15 protein-coding genes and 1 pseudogene are annotated in these 19,064 nt (G+C 69.8%); 11 read left to right on the top strand and 5 right to left on the bottom strand.

The genetic code is table 11. The features are described from left to right. Positions 1 to 110: 110 nt before the first annotated feature. On the bottom strand, positions 111 to 989 hold the full coding sequence (locus ACZ4UU_RS19855; RefSeq protein WP_471904712.1) for a L,D-transpeptidase family protein: 879 nt from the start codon (positions 987 to 989) through the stop codon (positions 111 to 113). A 149-nt stretch (positions 990 to 1,138) separates the two neighbouring features. Here ACZ4UU_RS19855 and ACZ4UU_RS19850 point away from each other — a divergent pair, with 149 nt between their 5' ends. From ACZ4UU_RS19850 to ACZ4UU_RS19835, 4 genes and pseudogenes are all read left to right on the top strand, one after another. Further along, positions 1,139 to 2,719 (top strand): acyl-CoA mutase large subunit family protein, encoded by a 1,581-nt coding sequence (locus ACZ4UU_RS19850; protein WP_471904711.1) that lies wholly within the window; start codon positions 1,139 to 1,141, stop codon positions 2,717 to 2,719. Between the two features lie 19 nt (positions 2,720 to 2,738). After that, positions 2,739 to 2,894, top strand: a pseudogene (locus tag ACZ4UU_RS19845) (TetR/AcrR family transcriptional regulator C-terminal domain-containing protein); the annotation flags it as partial. A 104-nt stretch (positions 2,895 to 2,998) separates the two neighbouring features. Next, positions 2,999 to 3,982, top strand: coding sequence for a glycosyltransferase family 2 protein (locus ACZ4UU_RS19840; RefSeq protein WP_471904710.1), 984 nt, complete (start codon positions 2,999 to 3,001; stop codon positions 3,980 to 3,982). Further along, a complete protein-coding gene (locus ACZ4UU_RS19835; RefSeq protein ID WP_471904709.1) occupies positions 3,979 to 5,322 on the top strand; it encodes an alpha-2,8-polysialyltransferase family protein in 1,344 nt (447 codons plus the stop codon). Before ACZ4UU_RS19840 ends, ACZ4UU_RS19835 begins: the two co-directional genes overlap by 4 nt. 65 nt (positions 5,323 to 5,387) lie before the next feature. Here the strand turns inward: ACZ4UU_RS19835 and ACZ4UU_RS19830 are convergent, their stop codons facing one another. The 3 genes from ACZ4UU_RS19830 to ACZ4UU_RS19820 all read right to left on the bottom strand — a co-directional run bounded on the left by ACZ4UU_RS19830 (position 5,388) and on the right by ACZ4UU_RS19820 (position 8,992). Continuing rightward, positions 5,388 to 6,518 (bottom strand): acyltransferase family protein, encoded by a 1,131-nt coding sequence (locus ACZ4UU_RS19830; protein ID WP_471904708.1) that lies wholly within the window; start codon positions 6,516 to 6,518, stop codon positions 5,388 to 5,390. A gap of 123 nt (positions 6,519 to 6,641) precedes the next feature. Further along, positions 6,642 to 8,012: a polysialyltransferase family glycosyltransferase gene (locus ACZ4UU_RS19825; protein ID WP_468041371.1), complete on the bottom strand. Its 1,371-nt coding sequence runs from the start codon at positions 8,010 to 8,012 to the stop codon at positions 6,642 to 6,644. Beyond that, the gene (locus ACZ4UU_RS19820; protein ID WP_468041369.1) at positions 8,012 to 8,992 is read right to left on the bottom strand and encodes a glycosyltransferase family 2 protein; all 981 of its coding nucleotides are present in this window, start codon (positions 8,990 to 8,992) and stop codon (positions 8,012 to 8,014) included. Before ACZ4UU_RS19820 ends, ACZ4UU_RS19825 begins: the two co-directional genes overlap by 1 nt. Before the next feature lie 198 nt (positions 8,993 to 9,190). Here ACZ4UU_RS19820 and ACZ4UU_RS19815 point away from each other — a divergent pair, with 198 nt between their 5' ends. From ACZ4UU_RS19815 to ACZ4UU_RS19800, 4 genes are all read left to right on the top strand, one after another. Continuing rightward, positions 9,191 to 10,504 carry a DUF6716 putative glycosyltransferase gene (locus ACZ4UU_RS19815; RefSeq protein ID WP_468041368.1) on the top strand — a complete coding sequence of 438 codons (1,314 nt, stop codon included), beginning with the start codon at positions 9,191 to 9,193 and terminating at the stop codon, positions 10,502 to 10,504. 32 nt (positions 10,505 to 10,536) lie between these two features. Then, complete coding sequence (locus tag ACZ4UU_RS19810; RefSeq protein ID WP_468041367.1) at positions 10,537 to 11,841, top strand: cytidylyltransferase domain-containing protein; 1,305 nt, start codon at positions 10,537 to 10,539, stop codon at positions 11,839 to 11,841. Between the two features lie 13 nt (positions 11,842 to 11,854). After that, positions 11,855 to 12,793, top strand: a complete 939-nt coding sequence (locus tag ACZ4UU_RS19805; RefSeq protein ID WP_468041365.1) for an N-acetylneuraminate synthase family protein — start codon at positions 11,855 to 11,857, stop codon at positions 12,791 to 12,793. A 124-nt stretch (positions 12,794 to 12,917) separates the two neighbouring features. Next, positions 12,918 to 13,988: a hypothetical protein gene (locus ACZ4UU_RS19800; protein ID WP_471905081.1), complete on the top strand. Its 1,071-nt coding sequence runs from the start codon at positions 12,918 to 12,920 to the stop codon at positions 13,986 to 13,988. Here the strand turns inward: ACZ4UU_RS19800 and ACZ4UU_RS19795 are convergent. Continuing rightward, positions 13,985 to 14,650 (bottom strand): class I SAM-dependent DNA methyltransferase, encoded by a 666-nt coding sequence (locus ACZ4UU_RS19795; RefSeq protein WP_468041364.1) that lies wholly within the window; start codon positions 14,648 to 14,650, stop codon positions 13,985 to 13,987. The two genes, ACZ4UU_RS19800 and ACZ4UU_RS19795, sit on opposite strands and share 4 nt — an antisense overlap. Positions 14,651 to 14,890: 240 nt before the next feature. On the opposite strand from ACZ4UU_RS19795, the gene ACZ4UU_RS19790 reads away from it, so the two are divergent. From ACZ4UU_RS19790 to ACZ4UU_RS19780, 3 genes are all read left to right on the top strand, one after another. Further along, the gene (locus ACZ4UU_RS19790; protein ID WP_468041362.1) at positions 14,891 to 16,126 is read left to right on the top strand and encodes a M20 family metallopeptidase; all 1,236 of its coding nucleotides are present in this window, start codon (positions 14,891 to 14,893) and stop codon (positions 16,124 to 16,126) included. A 404-nt stretch (positions 16,127 to 16,530) separates the two neighbouring features. Beyond that, entirely contained in the window at positions 16,531 to 17,586 is a 1,056-nt protein-coding gene (locus ACZ4UU_RS19785; protein WP_468041361.1) for a BMP family lipoprotein, read from the top strand. A gap of 394 nt (positions 17,587 to 17,980) precedes the next feature. Beyond that, a complete protein-coding gene (locus tag ACZ4UU_RS19780) occupies positions 17,981 to 19,033 on the top strand; it encodes a BMP family lipoprotein (RefSeq protein ID WP_468041360.1) in 1,053 nt (350 codons plus the stop codon). Positions 19,034 to 19,064: the final 31 nt, after the last annotated feature.

Raw genomic sequence — 19,064 nt, 5'->3', positions numbered from 1 at the left:
AAGAGCGGGGGTTCCCCCTGCGTTGGGGGTTTGTGCGTGGGGGGGGGGGGGACACGTTCCCCCGGTCCCGCCCGCGCCCCACACCCACCTCTCACTCGGCGCCCCGCGCCTCACCAGTGCACGACGACCTTGTCGCCGGTCCGCACCTGGGCGAACATCTCCGAGATCGCCCGCTCGTCCCGTACGTTGACGCAGCCGTGCGAGGCACCGGCGTAACCGGTCGCCGCGAAGTCGGACGAGTAGTGCACCGCCTGGCCACCGCTGAAGAACATGGCGTACGGCATGGGTGAGTCATAGAGCGTCGACACATGGTGCCGGGACTTCCAGTAGACGCTGAACACACCTTCCCGGGTCGGTGTGTACTGCGACCCGAACCGCACCGGCACGGTCTGAACGGTCCGCCCGTCGATCATCCAGCGCAGGGTCCGGCTCGACTTGCTGATGCACAGCACCCGGCCGGTCAGACACCGCGCGTCCGGCGCGTCGGCCGGCTGGCCGCCCATCAGGTACAGATCCCACTTGCCGGGTTCGCGGGTCATCTTCAGCAGCCGCTCCCAGGTGACCTCGTCGGTCTTCCCCGTTCTCGGCAGCCCGCGCTTGCCCTGGAAGCCCCGGACCGCCTGCTCGGTCAGATCGTCGTAGGTCCCGGTCGGCCCGTCGAAGAGCCAGGCGATCTGCCGCAGCCGGGCCTGGAGCTCACGTATGTCACGGCCCTCGTCGCCCCGCGACCACAGCACGGGGGCGGGCGCCGCGGGCGCGGTCGTGGGCGTCCCGCCCGGCTTGTCGTCGCCGTCGCCGTCGTGGCCGTCGCCGTCGTGGCCGTCGTCGCCGCCGTCGTTCTCGGGCGGCGCGGACTTCGCGGACGGCGTGCCGCTCGGCAGCTCTATGCGCACCGGCGAGTGCCGGTCGTCCCCGGACGCCTGCACCGTACAGCCGCACAGGACGGCGAGCGCGGCGCCCGCCGCGAGTACGGCGGTAGATCTCCCCATGCCCCTGGTACGCATCCCGACCCCCGGCGTCTCACCGCGGCCGCCCCCCGGCGGCCCTGATGTCACCTGAGATGTTCCCCGCGCGTGACCGGTTGCGAACTACGCGGCATGGTTGGAGACAGAAGTGAAACGGGACACGGAGGAACACCATGGCGCGTGAGTCGGAGTCCGGACTGCCCATCGAGCCGGTCTACGGGCCGGACGCGCTGGACGGCTGGGACCCGGCCGAGAAGCTGGGTGAGCCGGGCGCCTACCCCTTCACCCGCGGCGTCTACCCGTCCATGTACACCGGCCGCCCCTGGACGATGCGCCAGTACGCCGGCTTCGGCACGGCCACGGAGTCCAACGCCCGCTACCGCGATCTGATCGCCCACGGCACCACGGGCCTGTCCGTCGCCTTCGACCTGCCCACCCAGATGGGCCACGACTCCGACGCGCCGATCGCGCACGGCGAGGTCGGCAAGGTGGGCGTGGCCATCGACTCGATCGACGACATGCGGGTGCTGTTCGGCGGGATCCCGCTGGACCAGGTGTCGACGTCGATGACGATCAACGCCCCGGCCGCACTGCTGCTCCTGCTGTACCAACTGGTGGCGGAGGAGCAGGGAGTCGGCGCCGACCGGCTCACCGGCACGATCCAGAACGACGTGCTGAAGGAGTACGTCGCGCGCGGCACGTACATCTTCCCGCCCAAGCCCTCCCTCCGCCTCACCGCCGACATCTTCAAGTACTGCCGGGCCGAGATCCCGAAGTGGAACACCATCTCGATCTCCGGCTACCACATGGCCGAGGCGGGCGCCTCCCCCGCGCAGGAGATCGCCTTCACCCTCGCCGACGGCATCGAGTACGTCCGTACGGCGGTCGCGGCCGGCATGGACGTGGACGACTTCGCGCCCCGCCTCTCCTTCTTCTTCGTCGCCCGTACGACGATCCTGGAGGAGGTCGCCAAGTTCCGCGCCGCCCGCCGCATCTGGGCCCGGGTGATGCGGGAGGAGTTCGGCGCGCAGAACCCCAAGTCGCTGATGCTGCGCTTCCACACCCAGACGGCCGGCGTACAGCTGACGGCCCAGCAGCCCGAGGTGAACCTGGTCCGGGTCGCGATCCAGGGCCTCGCCGCGGTCCTCGGCGGCACCCAGTCCCTGCACACCAACTCCTTCGACGAGGCCATCGCGCTGCCGACGGACAAGAGCGCGCGCCTCGCCCTGCGGACCCAGCAGGTCCTCGCGTACGAGACGGACGTGACCGCGACGGTCGACCCCTTCGCGGGCTCGTACGTCGTCGAGAGGATGACGGACGACGTGGAGGCGGCCGCGCTGGAGCTCATGCGGAAGGTCGAGGACCTCGGCGGGGCGGTGGCGGCCATCGAGCAGGGCTTCCAGAAGAGCGAGATCGAGCGCAGCGCCTACCGGATCGCCCAGGAGACGGACGCCGGCGAACGGGTCGTCGTCGGCGTCAACCGCTTCCGACTGCAGGAGGAGGAGCCGTACGAGCCGCTCCGCGTGGACCCGGCCATCGAGGCCCAGCAGGCGGAGCGGCTGGCGAAGCTGCGGGCGGAGCGGGACCAGGGGGCGGTGGACTCGGCGCTGGCGGCGCTGAAGAAGGCGGCCGAGGGGGAGGGCAACGTGCTGTACCCGATGAAGGAGGCGTTGCGGTCCCGGGCGACGGTGGGGGAGGTGTGCAACGCCCTTCGGGAGGTCTGGGGGACCTACGTGCCGTCGGACGCGTTCTGAGGGACCGACCGCTCCTCGTTTCGTCACGGAGGAACAGGGCGTCGAGCCGCTGCCCGGCGAGCGCCGCGAGGGCTACGACGTCGCCGACTACGGACGGCACTTCGAGGAGGGGCTGGCCCTGGTGATCGCCGGGATCGAGGCGCGCCACCGGGCCGGCTGGGCCCCGGCATGGTGATGTCATGCCGAGTTCACCTGGAGGTCGGTGAGGTGTCGTGTTCAGGCAGCCCGTCCGTTCCTAGGATCTCGGAGATTTCCCGCTGAGAATCCAGGTGTGCACACGTGGCCAACCAACCCGCCCTGTCCGTGATCGTCCCCTGCTACAACATCGAGTCGTACGTCCCCGAGACCGTGACCAGCCTGGTCAACAACGCACGGGACGACTTCGAGTTCATCTTCGTCGAGGACAGGTCCACGAAGGACAAGACGTACGAAGCGCTGCTGACGCTGACGAAGAGACTCAGGAACAGCCGGGTGATACGGCACGAGCAGAACGGCGGACTGGCCACCGCGCGCAACACCGGCATCGACGCCTCGGAGGGCCGCTACCTCACCTTCCTCGACGGCGACGACTGGCTGGCGCCGGGCTATCTCGCGGATCTCGTCGACGCCATCGAGAAGTTCGACGTCGATTTCGTGCGCACCGACCACGTCCAGGTGACGGGCATCGAACGCACCGTCCACCGGGCGCCCGAGGGCCGCCGTCACACTCCGCTGGACCCGCGCACCTCGATCCTCCCGGTCGACGACACCACCATGGTCGACTACCCCTACGCCTGGGCCGGCGTCTACCACCGCCGCCTCCTCGACAAGGGGATGCTCCGCTTCCACGACGGACTGAAGACCGCCGAGGACCGACCCTGGATCTGGGACCTGCACCGCAGGGCCGACTCCTACGCCGTGGCCAGCCTGCGCGGCGTCTTCTACCGCCGGGGCGTGGCCAGTTCGCTCACCCAGATCGGTGACGTCCGCCAGCTGGACTTCTTCCGCTCCTTCGACCTCGTCCTCGCCGAGCTCGCCGACGACCCCGAGGTGGGCAGGCTGCGCAAGAAGGCGCTGCGCAACTACTGCGTCGTCATCGCCCACCAGCTGATCGGCCGGGGCCGGTTCGAACGCAGCATCGCCGCCCGGCTGAAGCAGATGGCCGCCGAGGCGCTGGGCAGGATGTCGGAGGACGAACTGGAAGAGGCCCTCGTCGGGATGGGCGAGGAGCGCGTGTACATGCTGCGCCGGATACGGGGCGGCATGAAGGGAGTGGCGGCATGATCCAGATCTTCTTCTCGGCCACGCAGTACGCGGCCGCGACCGTCACCGCCGCCATACGGGCCGGACAGTTCGGCCCGCGCGAGGGCGTCCGCCGCATCCTCGTCGTCAGCAACACCGCCGCCGTCCCCGAGGTCGGCACCCCGCTGGACAAGATGGCCGGCTTCGAGAAGCTGCGCCCCGAGTTCGACGAGGTGCGCTCCTGGAACGAGTTCATCTCCCCGCACCACCCGGCCGGCTGGTCGCCGCGCGGCCAGGACACCCTGCTGTGGGAGAAGGCCGTACGCCTCGCCTGGAACCTGGGCGACGAACCCGTCGAGATCGCCTGCGAGTCGATCCAGGCCAACCCCTCCCGCGCGGTCGCCGACATCTTCGCGGACAGCCCCATCCATGTGTACGCGGACGGCCTGATGAGCTACGGCCCCACCCGCAACCGCATCCCGCACGGCATGAGCAGCCGCATCAAGCGCGTCCTGCACCTGGACCTGGTGCCGGGTCTGGAGCCCATGCTCCTCGCCGAGTACGGCGTGCCGCCCGAGGCCGTCCCGAACGAGACGATCGTCGACGTCCTCGCCCAGATCGGCGAGTCCGGCGCCGGCCTCCTCGCCGAGCGCCTCCCGGCCGACAACCCGCCCACGGCCGTCCTCCTCGGCCAGTACCTCTCGGCCATCGACCTGATCACCCAGGACGAGGAGGAGCAGCTGCACATCCGCATGCTGCGCGCCGCCGCCCGGGCCGGTCACCAGGACGTGCTGTTCAAGCCGCACCCGAGCGCGCCCGCCGTCTTCAACGAGTCCCTGGAAGCGGTCGCCGACGAACTCGGCGTCCGGCTCACGGTCCTGAACGAGCCCGTCCTCGCCGAGACCGTCTTCGCCTTCCTGAAGCCCAAGCTCGTCATCGGCTGCTTCTCGACCGCGCTGATGACCGCCGCCGCCTTCTACGGCATCCCGGTCGCCCGGGTCGGCACGGACCTGCTCCTCGAACGCATCACGCCGTACGAGAACAGCAACCGCATCCCGCTGACCATCATCGACGCGGCCCTGCCCGACGCCGAGCACGCCGAACTCGGCTCCCAGCTCGAACTCGCCGGTATGGCCGAGGGCCTGGCCCCACTGGTGCGCAGCGTCGGCTACTGCATGCAGTCCCGCAAGCACCACGCCCTGCGCGACGAGGTCACCGCCTGGCTTGCCGCCAACCTGGCCGCGCACCAGGGCTACTTCAAGCGCCGCCGCCTCACCAGCCTCCGCCTCCCCGGCGGCAGCCCGGTACGGGCGGAGGCGCTGCGCCGGCATCCGGCGGTACGGAAGGCCGTGCGGCAACTGCGGCAGACGACGCGGAAGTAGCGCACGTCAGCACAGAGCGAGTTGGGGCGCTCCCGTCACGGGGCGCCCCAACTCGCTCTCCGGCTTCAGAACCGTACGGTCGGCAAGGCCTTCTTCAGCTTCGGCCCGAACGGCTTCTCCACGAACCGGTGCATCAGCCAGGCCAGCCCCAGCAGGCTCAGCACGGACAGCGCCAGCGTCGGGTAGGAGCCGAGCCCCAGGCCCCGGTGCAGCACCCGGATGAAGAACCAGCCCAGGTGCTCGTGGATCAGATAGAAGGGGTACGTCAGCGCCCCGGCCACCGTCAGCCAGCGCCAGTTGGCCCAGTGCGTCCAGCCCAGGGCCACCACGGCCACCGCGGCGAAGGCGCAGAAGACGATGGCCTGGATGACCAGCGGATCGCGGTGGAAGTCGCCCTGCTCGCCCGGGTGCCACAGGGCCGTGACCGAGTAGCGCTGGCCCAGCAGGAAGGACATGCCGACGATCCCCCACAGCAGCATGTCGCTGCCGAAGCGGTGGATCAGGTACAGCGCGAGGCCGCCGATGAAGAACGGGGCGTGGTCGCGCATCACCAGCTCGTCGGTCAGCGGGTTGTCGGCGACCCGGGCGAAGGCACCGGCCAGCGTCCACAGGATGCAGAAGGTGACGACCCGTTTGTAGGTGACGCCCTTCCAGATCACGAACAGCGCGAAGAGGACGTAGAACTTCAGCTCCACCCACAGCGTCCAGCACACGCCCAGCACCCGCGGCACGCCCAGCGGCTGCTGCATCATCGTCAGGTTGACCAGGAGCTCGTCGGGCCGGACCGGGTGGACGACGACCGGCAGCAGCACCGCGGCGCCGGTGACCATGACGATGGCCACCCAGTACGCCGGGTACAGGCGGGAGATCCGGGAGCGGAAGAAGTCGCCGAGGCTGCGGCCCCAGCTGCTCATGCAGATCACGAAGCCGCTGATGACGAAGAAGAACTGCACACCCAGGCTGCCGTAGGTGGACAGCTGCGACAGCGTCGGGAACATGACGCCGGGGGACTGGTGCCAAGAGGTGGCGACCTCGCCGTTCTTGCCGGTGAAGTGGTACATGCACACCATCAGCGCGGCCATCAGCCGCAGACCGTCCAGGGCCCGCAGCCGGCTCGCCGCCCGGGGCCGGACGGGAGGCCGGTCGGACAGGGGCAGCCGTATGTGCGGTGCCGTGGCCTGGTCAGCCGCGCTCATCCTGGGGCCCTTCTCATGGGAGTCGTGGGACGAAGCGAACCTATGTACCTGCGACGGGTGAAAGGTGAGTGACAGTTGACGCACGGGGAGCTCGAAGATGTCACTCCGATGAACGGCCCACCGCTACCGCTTCACCGCCGAGCCCCGCAGCGCCCGTGCCCGGCGCGCCAGTCGGCGTACGGTCGCGTTGCGCGGGATGAAGGAGAGCTGGGCGGGTACGGCGCCCGGCAGGGCCAGCGAGGTCAGGCGCTTGCGCTTGAAGTAGCGCCAGGTGTGCGGGTTGAGGTGCCGGGAGAGGTAGGTCTCGGCCGCGCCGCGCAGTCCGGGGTAGATCTTCGGCTGCATCGCGAAGCCGACCGCCCTGAGCAGCGCGGACAGTTCCGCCACCCGTTCGCGCGGCGGCATCGCCCAGTTGTTCACCGCGGAGCCGTCCGCGATGTCGGGGAGCAGGGCGTCGACGATGGTCAGCGGTACGCGGTTGCTGTTCTGGTAGGGCGCGAGCCGGGCCAGCACGGTGTCGGTGCCGACCCGCGCGACCGGCAGGCCGTACAGACCGGCGGCGGTGAGCAGCGCGGTGGAGAAGCAGCCGACGACGAGTGCGGGCTTCAGCCGCTGGAAGGCGACCTCGGCGAGGACGGGCCGGTCCAGCAGGGTGAGTTCGGCGCCCAGCTTCTCCGCCTCGTCCTCCAGCAGCCGCGACCAGCGGGCCGGTGCGACGGGATGCGGCTTGAACACGAGCCTGCGGTGGCCCAGCGCGACGGCGCCGCGCACCATCTGCCGGTGCAGGTCCTCCTCCTCGGCGTCGCTGAGGATGCCCAGGGCGGAGAGGTACTGGCCGAGCAGCAGGGCCGGTTCTCCGTCGGTGGCGGAGGAGGGAAGGCCGTCGGCCAGGTCGTCCTGGTCCGCGGCGAGTTCGCCGAGCACCTTCAGGAACGCCTCGGACGGCACCAGTTCGGGCGGGACGCCGAACTCGGTGAGCAGCAGCGGGGTGAGGCCCGGGACGAGATCGAGGTACAGCAGCCGGCCGATCCGGGTGCCGACCAGCGGATCGATCTTGTCGCGCGTGGGGCCGTAGCTTATGAGGCCGTCCGCGTAGACGTCGACGGGAGCGCCGGTGAACAGCTGGCACAGCGCGAGCGCCGGATTGACCTGGACCGACTCGACGGCCAGCCGCACCTCGTCGTCGCCGAGGTCCCACAGCAGCCGTACGTACCGCTCCCACATGGGGATGTCGTCGGCGCGCGGCGACCAGCCGCTCGGGTGGAACGGGGAGATGGTCGCGTTCCAGGACAGCACCTCGTCGAACCGCTCACGCAGCAGGCCGAAGCCCGGCATCGCGTCGACGGACGGGCTGATCTCGGGATTGGTCGCGTTGTTGGTGACCAGCAGCAGCCGCCGGTCCGCCGGTTCGAAGAGCCCGGCGTCCAGGGCGGCGGCCAGGGTCGCGGCGCCGTACAGCGTCGAGGCGCAGAAGATCTGGGTGGTGCGTGGCATCAGGCGGCCACCGTCCGGGCCCCGATCGAGCGGCGGCGCACCCGCCGCAGCCGGGCGGCGCGCTGGGCGTCCATCGAGTCCATGACCTCCGCGAGCACGTCCTGCGGCATTCTTTTCAGGGCGGCGGCGCTCATCGAGCGCAGTTTTCGAGCCACGGCGGGTTCGAACCTCTCGATTTGTCCGAGATGATGAGCCATGATCGCGCAATAGGTGCGCACGGCTTTCGGAAGCAGTTTATCGGCCTCGGAGTCAGCTGCGGTTTCGTCGATTACCTGGTCGAACGCACGAATGAAATCCAGCTGCCGGACATCACCGATCTGGGTGAGCGACGAGGCGACTCCGCGCCGGTAGTGGACGCCGAGCAGACCCACCGCGGCGAAGGACTCCGCCTCCCGGTGCAGTTTCCAGATCCACGGCCGGTCCTCGGCGGTGCGCAGTCCGTGGGTGAACTGCAGGATTCCGCGGTCGACCAGCCGGCGGTGGTAGATGCCCGCCCACGCGTACGCGTAGTCCACGGACGTCGACCGGTCGGCGGGCAGGATCGCCTCGCGCGGGTTCATGACCGTCCAGCGCCGGCCGTGCGGCACCCGGTGGATGCTGCGGGCCCGCCCGGTCGACTGCACATGGTCGGTGCGTACGAAGTCGCAGCCCAACTCCTCGATCGCGGAGAGGAGTTGCGGGAAGTAGCCGGGGGCGAGCCAGTCGTCGCCGTCCAGGAACGTCAGGTACTCGCCGCGCGCCCTGTCGATGCCCGTGTTCCGCGCGGTGGCCAGCCCTCCGTTCTGCTCGTGCCGGACGACCACCGCGCCCGGCAGCTCACGCTCCGCGCGCGCGAGCAGGTCCGGTGTCCCGTCGGTCGAGCAGTCGTCGACGAGGATGAACTCGAAGTCCTCGCGTGTGTTCGCACGCAGGCTCTTCAGGGTGTCTGGTGCGTATTGCTGCACGTTGTAGAACGGCACGATGACGGAGAGCTTGACCACGCGAAGGACGTTAGGGGGCGGTCCGTCACCGGTCTTTACCCGGAGCTTGATGTCAGGTGAACGACGCGTGGCGATGCCGTGAACCAGGCTTATTTCCGGCCGCTCCCGAACCCGATTCGCCATTCGTCGATGTGCTGTTAACCGTTTGTTGCATTCGGGTTGGGCAGAACCTCGGAATCCCTTCCTAGCGTCTTCGACGTGCCAGCAAGTGCGACGAAGACCCGGCGAGTTGCCGTACTCGCGGATTCCGATACCCGGTGGAAATGGGGTGCGCTCACCGCGAACCGTATCGCCCCGGAGAATTCGGACATCCGTTTGGACGGATATCTCCTGCGTGGCCGGGCCACCCCCACCCCCCGCCAGCTCCAGGAAGTCGGCGTCCACGCCGACTCCCTCCGTGAGGTGACCGCGGTCGAGTTCCTGCGCACCATGGCGCAGGAGTCGTACGACGTCCTGGTCCTCGCCCTCGTGGGCGGCGGGGTGCAGGCCGTGCTGCACGGACTCAAGCGGGTCTGGGAGGGGCAGGCGCAGCGGCCCGTCGTCGTCACCGGCTATGTCGGCGTCGTCTACGAGAAGCTCGCCGACGGCCTGCTGCTGCGGCACGGCGCGGACCTCGTCCTCGCCAACTCCCGCCAGGACGCCGAGCGGTTCCGCGCGGTGTACGAGGGGGTCGGCGCCGACGCCTCGGCGGTGACCGAGGTGGCACTGCCGTTCCTCGGCGGCGAGCCCTACGCCGGCGAGCACGACCCGTACACGGTCGTCTTCGCCGCGCAGCCCTCGGTGCCGGACAGCCGTAGGGACCGTACGTACCTGCTGAACCGCCTGATCCAGCACGCCCGCAGGCACCCCGAGCGCGAGGTGCTGCTCAAGCTGCGCTCCAAGCCGGGCGAACACACCACGCACATCGAGGAACTGCCGTACCAGAAGCTGGTGCAGCGGCTCGAACCGCCGGCCAACTTCCGTCTGGTGTACGGCAACATGGGCGAGGTCCTCGACCGCACCGACCTGCTGGTCACCATCAGCTCCACCGCGGCGCTGGAGTCGCTGCACCGCCGCGTCCCCACCGTCGTCCTCACCGACCTCGGCGTGCGCGAGACGCTCGGCAACCACCACTTCGTCGGCTCCGGCTGCCTCGCCTCCTGGGACCAGCTCGACGACGGACACCGCCCCACACCCGACGAGGAGTGGGTGTCCCGGCAGGGCGTCTGCGCCGACGGCTCCTACGCCACCGCCTTCGACACGGCCCGCGAGCGCATCGCCAAGCTGCTGGAGCGGCCCGGCGCGATGCCCGCCCTCACGCCGTACTACACGCCGGCCAGCGCGCCCGGCTATCTGCCCGGCATCCTCGCCCGCCACCACCTCGGCCCCGACGGCAGTCCGCTGCCCGGCGCCCCCGCCCACGACAAGGAGCCCGGCCCGGTCCGCCAGATAGTGCGCCGGGCGGCGCGCGGTGCCTACCGGCACGGCGTGCAGCGAGTGGCGCCGGTCATCCGGCGGATGGGCGAGCTGTGAGCCGCCAGACCCCACGTCAAGGAGCAGAACCCATGTCCAACCCGGAAGCAGGGCAAGGCACTTCGGTGCCGCGCGTGCTGGCCGTGATCCCCGCCCGCGGCGGCTCCAAGGGCGTGCCCGCGAAGAACCTCGCCCCCGTCGGCGGCGTCCCGCTGGTCTCGCGAGCCGTGCGGGAGTGCCGGGCCTCCAGACTCGTCACGGACGTCGTCGTATCCACCGACGACCAGGGCATCGCGGCGGCCGCCCGTCAGGCCGGCGCCGAGGTCGTGCTGCGCCCCGCCGCCATCGCCGGCGACACCGCCACCTCCGAGGCGGCCGTGCTGCACGCCATGGACGCGCACGAGGCGCTGCACGGCTCCCCGGTGGACGTGGTCCTGCTCGTGCAGTGCACCAGCCCCTTCATCGTCCGCGAGGACCTCGACGGCGTCGTCAAGGCGATCGTCGCCAACGGCGCCGACACCGCCCTGACCGTCGCGCCCTTCCACGGCTTCGTGTGGCGACACGGCGACGACGAGCCGGCCGCCCTGCGCGCCGAGCGCGAGGCCGCCGCGGCCGGCACCGACACCGTGACGACCCGCACGACCAGCACCTCCGGCGGCGGCTACGGCGTCAACCACGACAAGTCCTTCCGCCCGCGCCGCCAGGACCGCCCCCAGGACTTCCTGGAGACCGGCGCCGCCTACGCGATGGACGCGCGCGGCTTCCGCCGGCACAAACACCGCTTCTTCGGCCGCACCGAACTGGTGCGCACCGACCCCGCCCGGGTCCTGGAGATCGACGATCCCCACGACCTGGCCCGCGCCCGGGCGCTGGCACCGCTGTTCGACGCGGACCGGCCCGGCGCCCTCCCGACCACGGACGACATCGACGCGGTCGTACTGGACTTCGACGGCACCCAGACCGATGACCGGGTGCTGATCGATGCCGATGGAAAGGAGTTCGTCTCCGTGCACCGCGGAGACGGCCTCGGCATCGCCGCCCTGCGCAAGAGCGGCCTGAAGATGCTGATCCTCTCCACGGAGCAGAACCCGGTCGTCGCCGCCCGGGCACGGAAGCTGAAACTCCCCGTGCTGCACGGCATCGACCGGAAGGACCTCGCACTCAAGCAGTGGTGCGAGGAGCAGGGCATCGCGCCCGAGCGCGTGCTCTACGTCGGCAACGACGTCAACGACCTCCCGTGCTTCGCCCTCGTGGGCTGGCCCGTGGCGGTCGCGAGCGCCCACGACGTCGTGCGCGGCGCCGCACGCGCGGTCACCGCCACCCCCGGTGGCGACGGCGCCATCCGAGAGATCGCCAGCTGGATCCTCGGCCCCTCTCTCGACTCCCTCACCAAGTAAGGACATCTCCGCCATGAGCACCAACTCCCGCCTCCGCTCCTTCGGTTCGCGCGAAGTCGGCCCGGGCAGGCCCGTCTACATCTGCGGCGAGATCGGCATCAACCACAACGGTGAGCTGGAGAACGCCTTCAAGCTCATCGACGTGGCCGCCGAGGCCGGCTGCGACGCCGTCAAGTTCCAGAAGCGCACCCCGGAGATCTGCACCCCGCGCGACCAGTGGGACATCGAGCGCGACACCCCCTGGGGCCGGATGACCTACATCGACTACCGCCACCGCGTGGAGTTCGGTGAGGACGAGTACCGCCAGATCGACGAGTACTGCAAGGAGAAGGGGATCGACTGGTTCGCCTCCCCGTGGGACACCGAGGCCGTCGCCTTCCTGGAGAAGTTCGACGTCCCGGCCCACAAGGTGGCCTCGGCCTCCCTCACCGACGACGAGCTGCTGCGCGCCCTGCGCGCCACGGGCCGCGCCGTCATCCTCTCCACCGGCATGTCGACGCCGAAGCAGATCCGCCACGCGGTCGAGGTCCTGGGCTCCGACAACATCCTCATGTGCCACGCGACGTCGACGTACCCCGCGAAGGCCGAGGAGCTCAACCTCCGCGCGATCAACACCCTGGAGAAGGAGTTCCCGAACGTCCCGATCGGCTACTCCGGCCACGAGACGGGCCTGCAGACCACGCTGGCCGCGGTCGCCCTCGGCGCCGTCTTCGTCGAGCGCCACATCACCCTGGACCGCGCGATGTGGGGCTCCGACCAGGCCGCCTCGGTCGAGCCGCAGGGCCTGACGCGCCTCGTCCGCGACATCCGCACCATCGAGGCGTCCCTCGGCGACGGCGTCAAGAAGGTCTACGACTCCGAGCTCGGCCCGATGAAGAAGCTGCGCCGCGTCGCCGGCGTGGTCGCCGAGGCGGAGATCGCCGCGGCGGCGGGCGAGCCGGTGTCGGTCTGAGACAGATCCTGCTGAATCCGGGTCCGAGTGCTCCCAGTACGAGCGCTCGGACTCGGAGCCAGTTCGAGCGACTTCTGAAGACGAGCGCCGCATGAGCGCCTTACGACGGGACGGTCGTACCTCGATGAGCCCCAGCGCCGGGAACACCGGCCCTCACACTCTCGCCTTCGTCGAGAGCCCGGTACAGCTCCTGAACGTGCTGGAGTGGGCGCACGCCCACCAGCACACCGTCGGCGCGGGACTCACCCTCGTCGTCCTGTCCCCGATCGACCCCATGACCCGCGGCCAGCTGCGCCGGATGGCGGAACTGGCGCGCGAGGACGGCCACGAGGTGCGCTGGGAAGAGGCGCGGGGTGGGGCGGGGGCGCCGTTCCAGACGATCGGCGGCCTGGCGGGCCTGCTGCGCCGTGCCGACCGCGTGGTCCTGGGCGACCCCTTCTCCCGCTACGTCCAGCTGCTGCTGACCATCACCAAGGCCCGCGACCTGGTCGTCGTCGACGACGGCACGGCGACGATGGAGTTCGTCGCCCAACTCGCCCGCGGCGAACGCCTGGTGCGCTGGCACCGCAAGGGCGGCCGCCCCGGCCCGCGGGACCTGGTGTTCGCGCCGGTGTCGTCCGCGGCCCGCAAGCGGCTGACGCCCAGTGAGCACCGGAGGGTCGAGATCTTCTCGTCCATGCCCATGGACGAGACGCCGGACGGTGTGACGGTCACCGCCAACACCTTCGCCTGGACCCGCGACCGCTTCGGCCCGCCCCGCATCACCAAGGGCGCGGACATGGTCGGCACCTCGCTGGTCGAGACCGGGGTCGTGGACGGTGACCGCTACCTGGAGGCGGTCCGCGCCCTGGCCAGGGCGCACGGCGCCACGCGCTACTTCGCCCACCGGAGGGAGAGCGCGGAGAAGCTGCACCGGCTGGCGGTGGAGACGGCCCTGGAAGTCGTACGCCCCGACCTCCCGCTGGAGCTGATCGCCCGGCGCGGCCCCATCGGCCGCACGATCCTCAGCTTCCCGTCCACCGTCGTGCACACGTTGCCGCTGGCCCTGTCCGGCACGGAGGTCCGCGTCGCCGTCTGCGACATCGACCCGGCATGGCTGACGGAGAACGCGTCACCTCGGGCGCAGGGGTTCTTGTCGGGGGTCACGGGGACGGCGCGGGATGTGCACCGGCTTTCGGCGGTCAGCGCGGTCTAGTCGTCCTTGCGTGCGAGGAGGAAGGCGCGAGCGCGTTTCTCCTCGCCCTGGGGTTCCCGCAGCACCCGGGTGACCGGCCGGAGGCCCGCCTTGATCAGCCGTCCGGCGACCGTGTCCGGGGTGTGCCAGTGGTAGTCGAGGTCGATCGGGTGACCGAAGCGCTCGGCGAGGTGCAGATGCCCGGACCCGTCCTCGTCACCGGCCTGGAAGGCCAGCAGGACATGACCCCCCGGCACCAGGACACGGCGGAACTCGGCGAACACCGTCGGCAGGTGATCGTCCGGGACGTGGATGACCGAGTAGAGGGCGACGATCCCGCCCAGCGTCTCGTTCGGCAGCCCCAGGGACGTCATCGACCCCACATGGAACCGCAGCCCCGGATGGGCCCGCCGGGCCAGCTCCACCATGCGGGGTGACAGATCCACCCCGAACACGGGCACCCCCAACGCGTCCAGCGCGGCGCTCACCTGCCCAGGCCCGCACCCGATGTCGGCCACCGGCCCGCCACCCCGCGTCGCCACCAGCTCCGCGAACCCGCCGACCAGGGCTCTGTCCAGCGGATGAACGCCCAGCCAGTCCGAGAACCGCTCCGCGTAGACGTCCGCGATCGTGTCGTACGAGTTTCGGGTGGCCCGTATGAAATCCGGGTTCTCGGCACTCACGGAGTGCAGCATAACTGCGCTGTGTGACCGACTTCTGCCCGACCGCGATCCCGTCCGGTGGACAGAACCGCCGGGGAAGCGCGGGACGTGGTATGCGTAGAGAAAAGAACTACCTACCCATCTCCATCCGCACCCATGCGTCGAGCGGCCGGATTTTCTTCCCCTGAGGGGTTGAACTTTTGTTGATCGAGGGGGAGTTGGCCGCCCCGGCGTCCTACCCTGTAGAGGGTGAACCAACTGATGTCCCAAGAGTCCGAGGTCGATCACACCGGGGAAGCCGCGCTTCCCGGCACCTTGCCGGAGGCGCTCCGTGCGGAACTCGTCGCGTTCCGGCGCGACTTGCACATGCACCCGGAGCTCGGCAACCAGGAGTTCCGTACGACCGCCGCGATCAAGGGCCGCCTGGAGAAGGCCGGCCTCCAGCCCCGCGTGCTCGACTCCGGAACCGGCCTCGTCTGCGACATCGGGGTGATCGGGAAGCAGGACGGCGAGCGGCCCGTGCTCGCCCTGCGCGCCGACATCGACGGCCTGCCCATCCCGGACACGAAGAGTGAGTGCCCGTACCGCTCCACCGTGCCGGACCGCGCGCACGCCTGCGGACACGACGTCCACACGACCGTCGTGCTGGGCGCGGGCCTCGTCCTCGCCGAGCTGCACAAGCAGGGCCGGCTGCCCCGCCCCGTCCGGCTGCTCTTCCAGCCCGCCGAGGAGGTGCTCCCCGGCGGCGCCCTGGACGTGATCAAGTGCGGGGGACTCGAAGGCGTCGGCCGGATCCTCGCCGTGCACTGCGACCCCAAGGTGGACGCCGGGAAGATCGGCCTGCGCCAGGGCCCGATCACATCCGCCTGCGACCGGCTCGAAATCGCCCTGGACGGCCCCGGCGGGCACACCGCCCGCCCCCACCTGACCACCGACCTGGTCACCGCCGCCGCCCGCGTCGTCACCGACGTGCCCGCGATCGTCGCCCGGCGCGCCGACGCCCGCAGCGGCCTCTCCGTGACCTGGGGCCGCATCGAGTCCGGCCACGCGCCCAACGTCATCCCGCAGCGTGCCGAGCTCTCCGGGACCGTGCGCTGCCTGAACCTCGACACCTGGCGGCAGGCGCCCGACCTCGTCGTCGCCGCCATCGACGAGATCGCCAACCTGCACCGCGCCAAGTCGGAGATCAACTACGTCCGTGGCGTCCCGCCCGTCGTCAACGACCCGGACGCCACCGAACTGCTGCGCGCCGCCATGACCGCCCGGCTCGGCGCCGACTCCGTCGAGGGCACCGAGCAGAGCCTCGGCGGCGAGGACTTCTCCTGGTACCTGGAGCACGTCAACGGCGCCATGGCCCGCCTCGGCACCCGCCACCCGGGCGACCGCATCGGCCGGGACCTGCACCAGGGCGACTTCGACGTGGACGAGTCCGCCATCACGGTGGGCGTGGAGCTGTTCACCGCGGCGGCGCTTCTGGACGCCGCGAGTCAGTCGTAACGCCCTCGCCGTAGGGGGCCGGGGCTGTGCGGCGGCTGTGGGTTCTTTGCAGCTGATCGCGCCCACGCGACGGAGCCGCATGTCGATACAGCCCCGCGCCCCTTCCGGGGCGGCGCCCTGCCCGGCGTGAACCAGAACCCTCCGCTGCGTTCCGCTTGCGTCCCCCCTGGCGCGGGGGGAGTCTGGCCCCATGGCTGACGGTCTTGAGTGCCATCACGGTGACGGCACCCTCGGTGCGGTTGCCCCATGCGTGCCTTTCGATCCGATGGTTCACAAGGGCGTAACCGGCCATCGGCACGAATGGATAACGGCAAGACGAAACCCCGTTCCCAGGAGTGTCTACGCGCGTTAATGTGCGCCGAACTCAGCACCCACTGCGGGGCTTGGAGAATGGGGACTTCACGATGCGTCGGATATCCAAACTGACCCGTGTCGCGGTGGGGGTCGCGTCGATCGCGCTCGCCGCCACGGCGTGCGGTGGTACCAGCAGTGACAGCGGCGGCAGCAGCGACGGCAGCGCTGACACCAAGGGCCTCGCCATCGCGTACGACATCGGCGGCAAGGGCGACCAGTCCTTCAACGACGCCGCGTACGCCGGTCTGCAGAAGGCCCAGAAGGAGTTCGGCTACAAGACCGCCGACATCGAGCCCACCGAGGGCGAGACGGACGCCGACAAGGAGCAGCGCCTGGCGTCCCTCGCCAAGCAGGGCTACAACCCGGTGATCGGCGTCGGCTTCGCCTACGGCCCCGCGATGGAGGCCGTGGCCACGAAGTACCCGAAGACCACCTTCGGCATCGTCGACTCGGTCGTCGAGGGCGAGAACGTCGCCTCCCTCGTCTTCGCCGAGGAGCAGGCCTCGTACCTGGCCGGTGTCGCGGCCGCCAAGGCCACCAAGACGAACACCGTGGGCTTCGTGGGCGGCGTGGACATCCCGCTGATCCACAAGTTCGAGGCCGGCTACAAGCAGGGTGTCCAGGACACCAGCGGCGGCAAGGTCAAGGTCATCTCCCAGTACCTCACGCAGACCGCGGAGGAGGGCGGCTTCTCCAGCCCCGACAAGGGCAAGGCCGCCGCAGAGGGCCAGATCGAGAAGAAGGCCGACGTCATCTACCAGGCGGCCGGCCTGTCCGGCCAGGGCGTCATCGAGGCCGCCGCGAAGGCCAAGGTCTGGGCGATCGGCGTCGACTCCGACCAGTACAAGCAGGCCGCGCTCGCCAACTACAAGCAGTACATCCTGACCTCCGCCCTGAAGGACGTCGGCGGCGCCGTCTACGCGCTCGCCAAGTCCGTCGAGGACGGCAAGCCGCTGACCGGCACCCAGACCTTCGACCTGAAGGTCAACGGCGTCGGCCTGTCCGAGTCCAACCCGGAGTTCGCGAAGATCGCCGGCCTCTCCGAGGCCGTGGCGAAGGCCAAGGAAGGCATCATCGACGGCTCCATCAAGGTCAAGACCGAGTAGTCACGGTCGTACACCTGTACGGCGGGCGGGCATCCGGGGGGTGCCCGCCCGCTGTTGCGTTCTTGCCCTTGGTCAAGGCTTGAAGTGCTGTTGGCCACGGGCGGATAACAAGGTGGACAGAAGGGGTTTTCAGGCTTGTCTACGCGCGTTAATCTGCGACGAAAGCCAGCGCCGTAGCTGTGAACCTGTTCTGTGCAGCAGTACCTGTGAAGCAGTACCGTCCGGCGCTGGGCGACCCCGGAGAAGTGTGGGCACGCACTCTCGCTGCACCGGCCAAAGGCCCTGGTAGCTCCGCTACGAGGACCTTCGTCCGGCACACCGAGAGCACGCACCGAACGACGCAGGAACGCACCCACACCTCTCCGGCCCCGCCAGTACGACAGGAGCTCTACACATGCGCCGGATTTCCCGGATCACGGTCGCAGGCGCAGCGACCGCCTCCCTGGCCCTCGCGCTGTCCGCCTGTGGCGGCACCTCGACGTCCGCCTCGTCGTCGGACTCGAAGGGCGACAAGGGTCTCGCCATCGCGTACGACGTCGGCGGCAAGGGCGACCAGTCCTTCAACGACGCCGCGTACGCCGGTCTGGAGCAGGCGAAGAAGGAGTTCCAGTACGACACCGACGACGTCGAGCCCACCGAGGGCGAGACGGACGCGGACAAGGAGCAGCGACTGGTGTCGCTGGCCAAGCAGGGCTACAACCCGGTGATCGGCGTCGGCTACGCGTACGCCGCCGCCGTGAAGGGTGCCGCGGAGAAGTTCCCCGAGACCACCTTCGGCATCGTGGACGACTCCACCGTCGAGTCGAAGAACGTGGCCGACCTGGTCTTCTCCGAGGAGCAGGCCTCGTACCTGGCCGGTGTCGCCGCCGCCAAGAGCACCAAGACGAACACCGTGGGCTTCGTGGGCGGCGTGGACATCCCGCTGATCCACAAGTTCCAGGCCGGCTTCGAGCAGGGTGTCCAGGACACCAGTGGCGGCAAGGTCAAGGTCATCTCCCAGTACCTCACGCAGACCGCGGAGGAGGGCGGCTTCTCCAGCCCCGACAAGGGCAAGTCGGCCGCCGAGGGCCAGATCGAGAAGAAGGCCGACGTCGTCTACGCGGCCGCCGGTCTGTCCGGCCAGGGTGTCATCGAGGCCGCCGCCGCCAACAAGGTGTGGGCCATCGGCGTCGACTCCGACCAGTACAAGCAGGAAGCCCTTGCCAAGTACAAGGACTCCATCCTGACCTCGGCGATGAAGGACGTCGCCAAGGCGGTGTACAACCTGGCGAAGTCGGTCGAGGACGGCAAGCCCGAGACCGGTATCGTTCGTGGCGATCTGAAGACGGGTGAGGTGAGCCTGTCGAACTCCAACCCGAAGTTCGCGGACGACACCGAACTCCAGGACGCCATCAAGACGGCCAAGGAGAAGATCATCAGCGGCGAGATCAAGGTCAAGTCCAGCTGATCAAGCAACACCCTGAGCAGCGGTAACCCCG

The sequence above is a fragment of the Streptomyces sp. NPDC028907 genome (genome assembly GCF_055564995.1).
This window is presented reverse-complemented; position numbering and strand designations above follow the sequence as displayed.

What these genes read in the sequence shown, in the direction of transcription:
- ACZ4UU_RS19855 (WP_471904712.1), bottom strand. Translation starts at nt 989, where the DNA reads ATGGGGAGATCTACCGCCGTACTCGCGGCGGGCGCCGCGCTCGCCGTC.
- ACZ4UU_RS19850 (WP_471904711.1), top strand. Translation starts at nt 1,139, where the DNA reads ATGGCGCGTGAGTCGGAGTCCGGACTGCCCATCGAGCCGGTCTACGGG.
- ACZ4UU_RS19835 (WP_471904709.1), top strand. Translation starts at nt 3,979, where the DNA reads ATGATCCAGATCTTCTTCTCGGCCACGCAGTACGCGGCCGCGACCGTC.
- ACZ4UU_RS19830 (WP_471904708.1), bottom strand. Translation starts at nt 6,518, where the DNA reads ATGAGCGCGGCTGACCAGGCCACGGCACCGCACATACGGCTGCCCCTG.
- ACZ4UU_RS19825 (WP_468041371.1), bottom strand. Translation starts at nt 8,012, where the DNA reads ATGCCACGCACCACCCAGATCTTCTGCGCCTCGACGCTGTACGGCGCC.
- ACZ4UU_RS19810 (WP_468041367.1), top strand. Translation starts at nt 10,537, where the DNA reads ATGTCCAACCCGGAAGCAGGGCAAGGCACTTCGGTGCCGCGCGTGCTG.
- ACZ4UU_RS19805 (WP_468041365.1), top strand. Translation starts at nt 11,855, where the DNA reads ATGAGCACCAACTCCCGCCTCCGCTCCTTCGGTTCGCGCGAAGTCGGC.
- ACZ4UU_RS19800 (WP_471905081.1), top strand. Translation starts at nt 12,918, where the DNA reads ATGAGCCCCAGCGCCGGGAACACCGGCCCTCACACTCTCGCCTTCGTC.
- ACZ4UU_RS19790 (WP_468041362.1), top strand. Translation starts at nt 14,891, where the DNA reads ATGTCCCAAGAGTCCGAGGTCGATCACACCGGGGAAGCCGCGCTTCCC.
- ACZ4UU_RS19785 (WP_468041361.1), top strand. Translation starts at nt 16,531, where the DNA reads ATGCGTCGGATATCCAAACTGACCCGTGTCGCGGTGGGGGTCGCGTCG.
- ACZ4UU_RS19780 (WP_468041360.1), top strand. Translation starts at nt 17,981, where the DNA reads ATGCGCCGGATTTCCCGGATCACGGTCGCAGGCGCAGCGACCGCCTCC.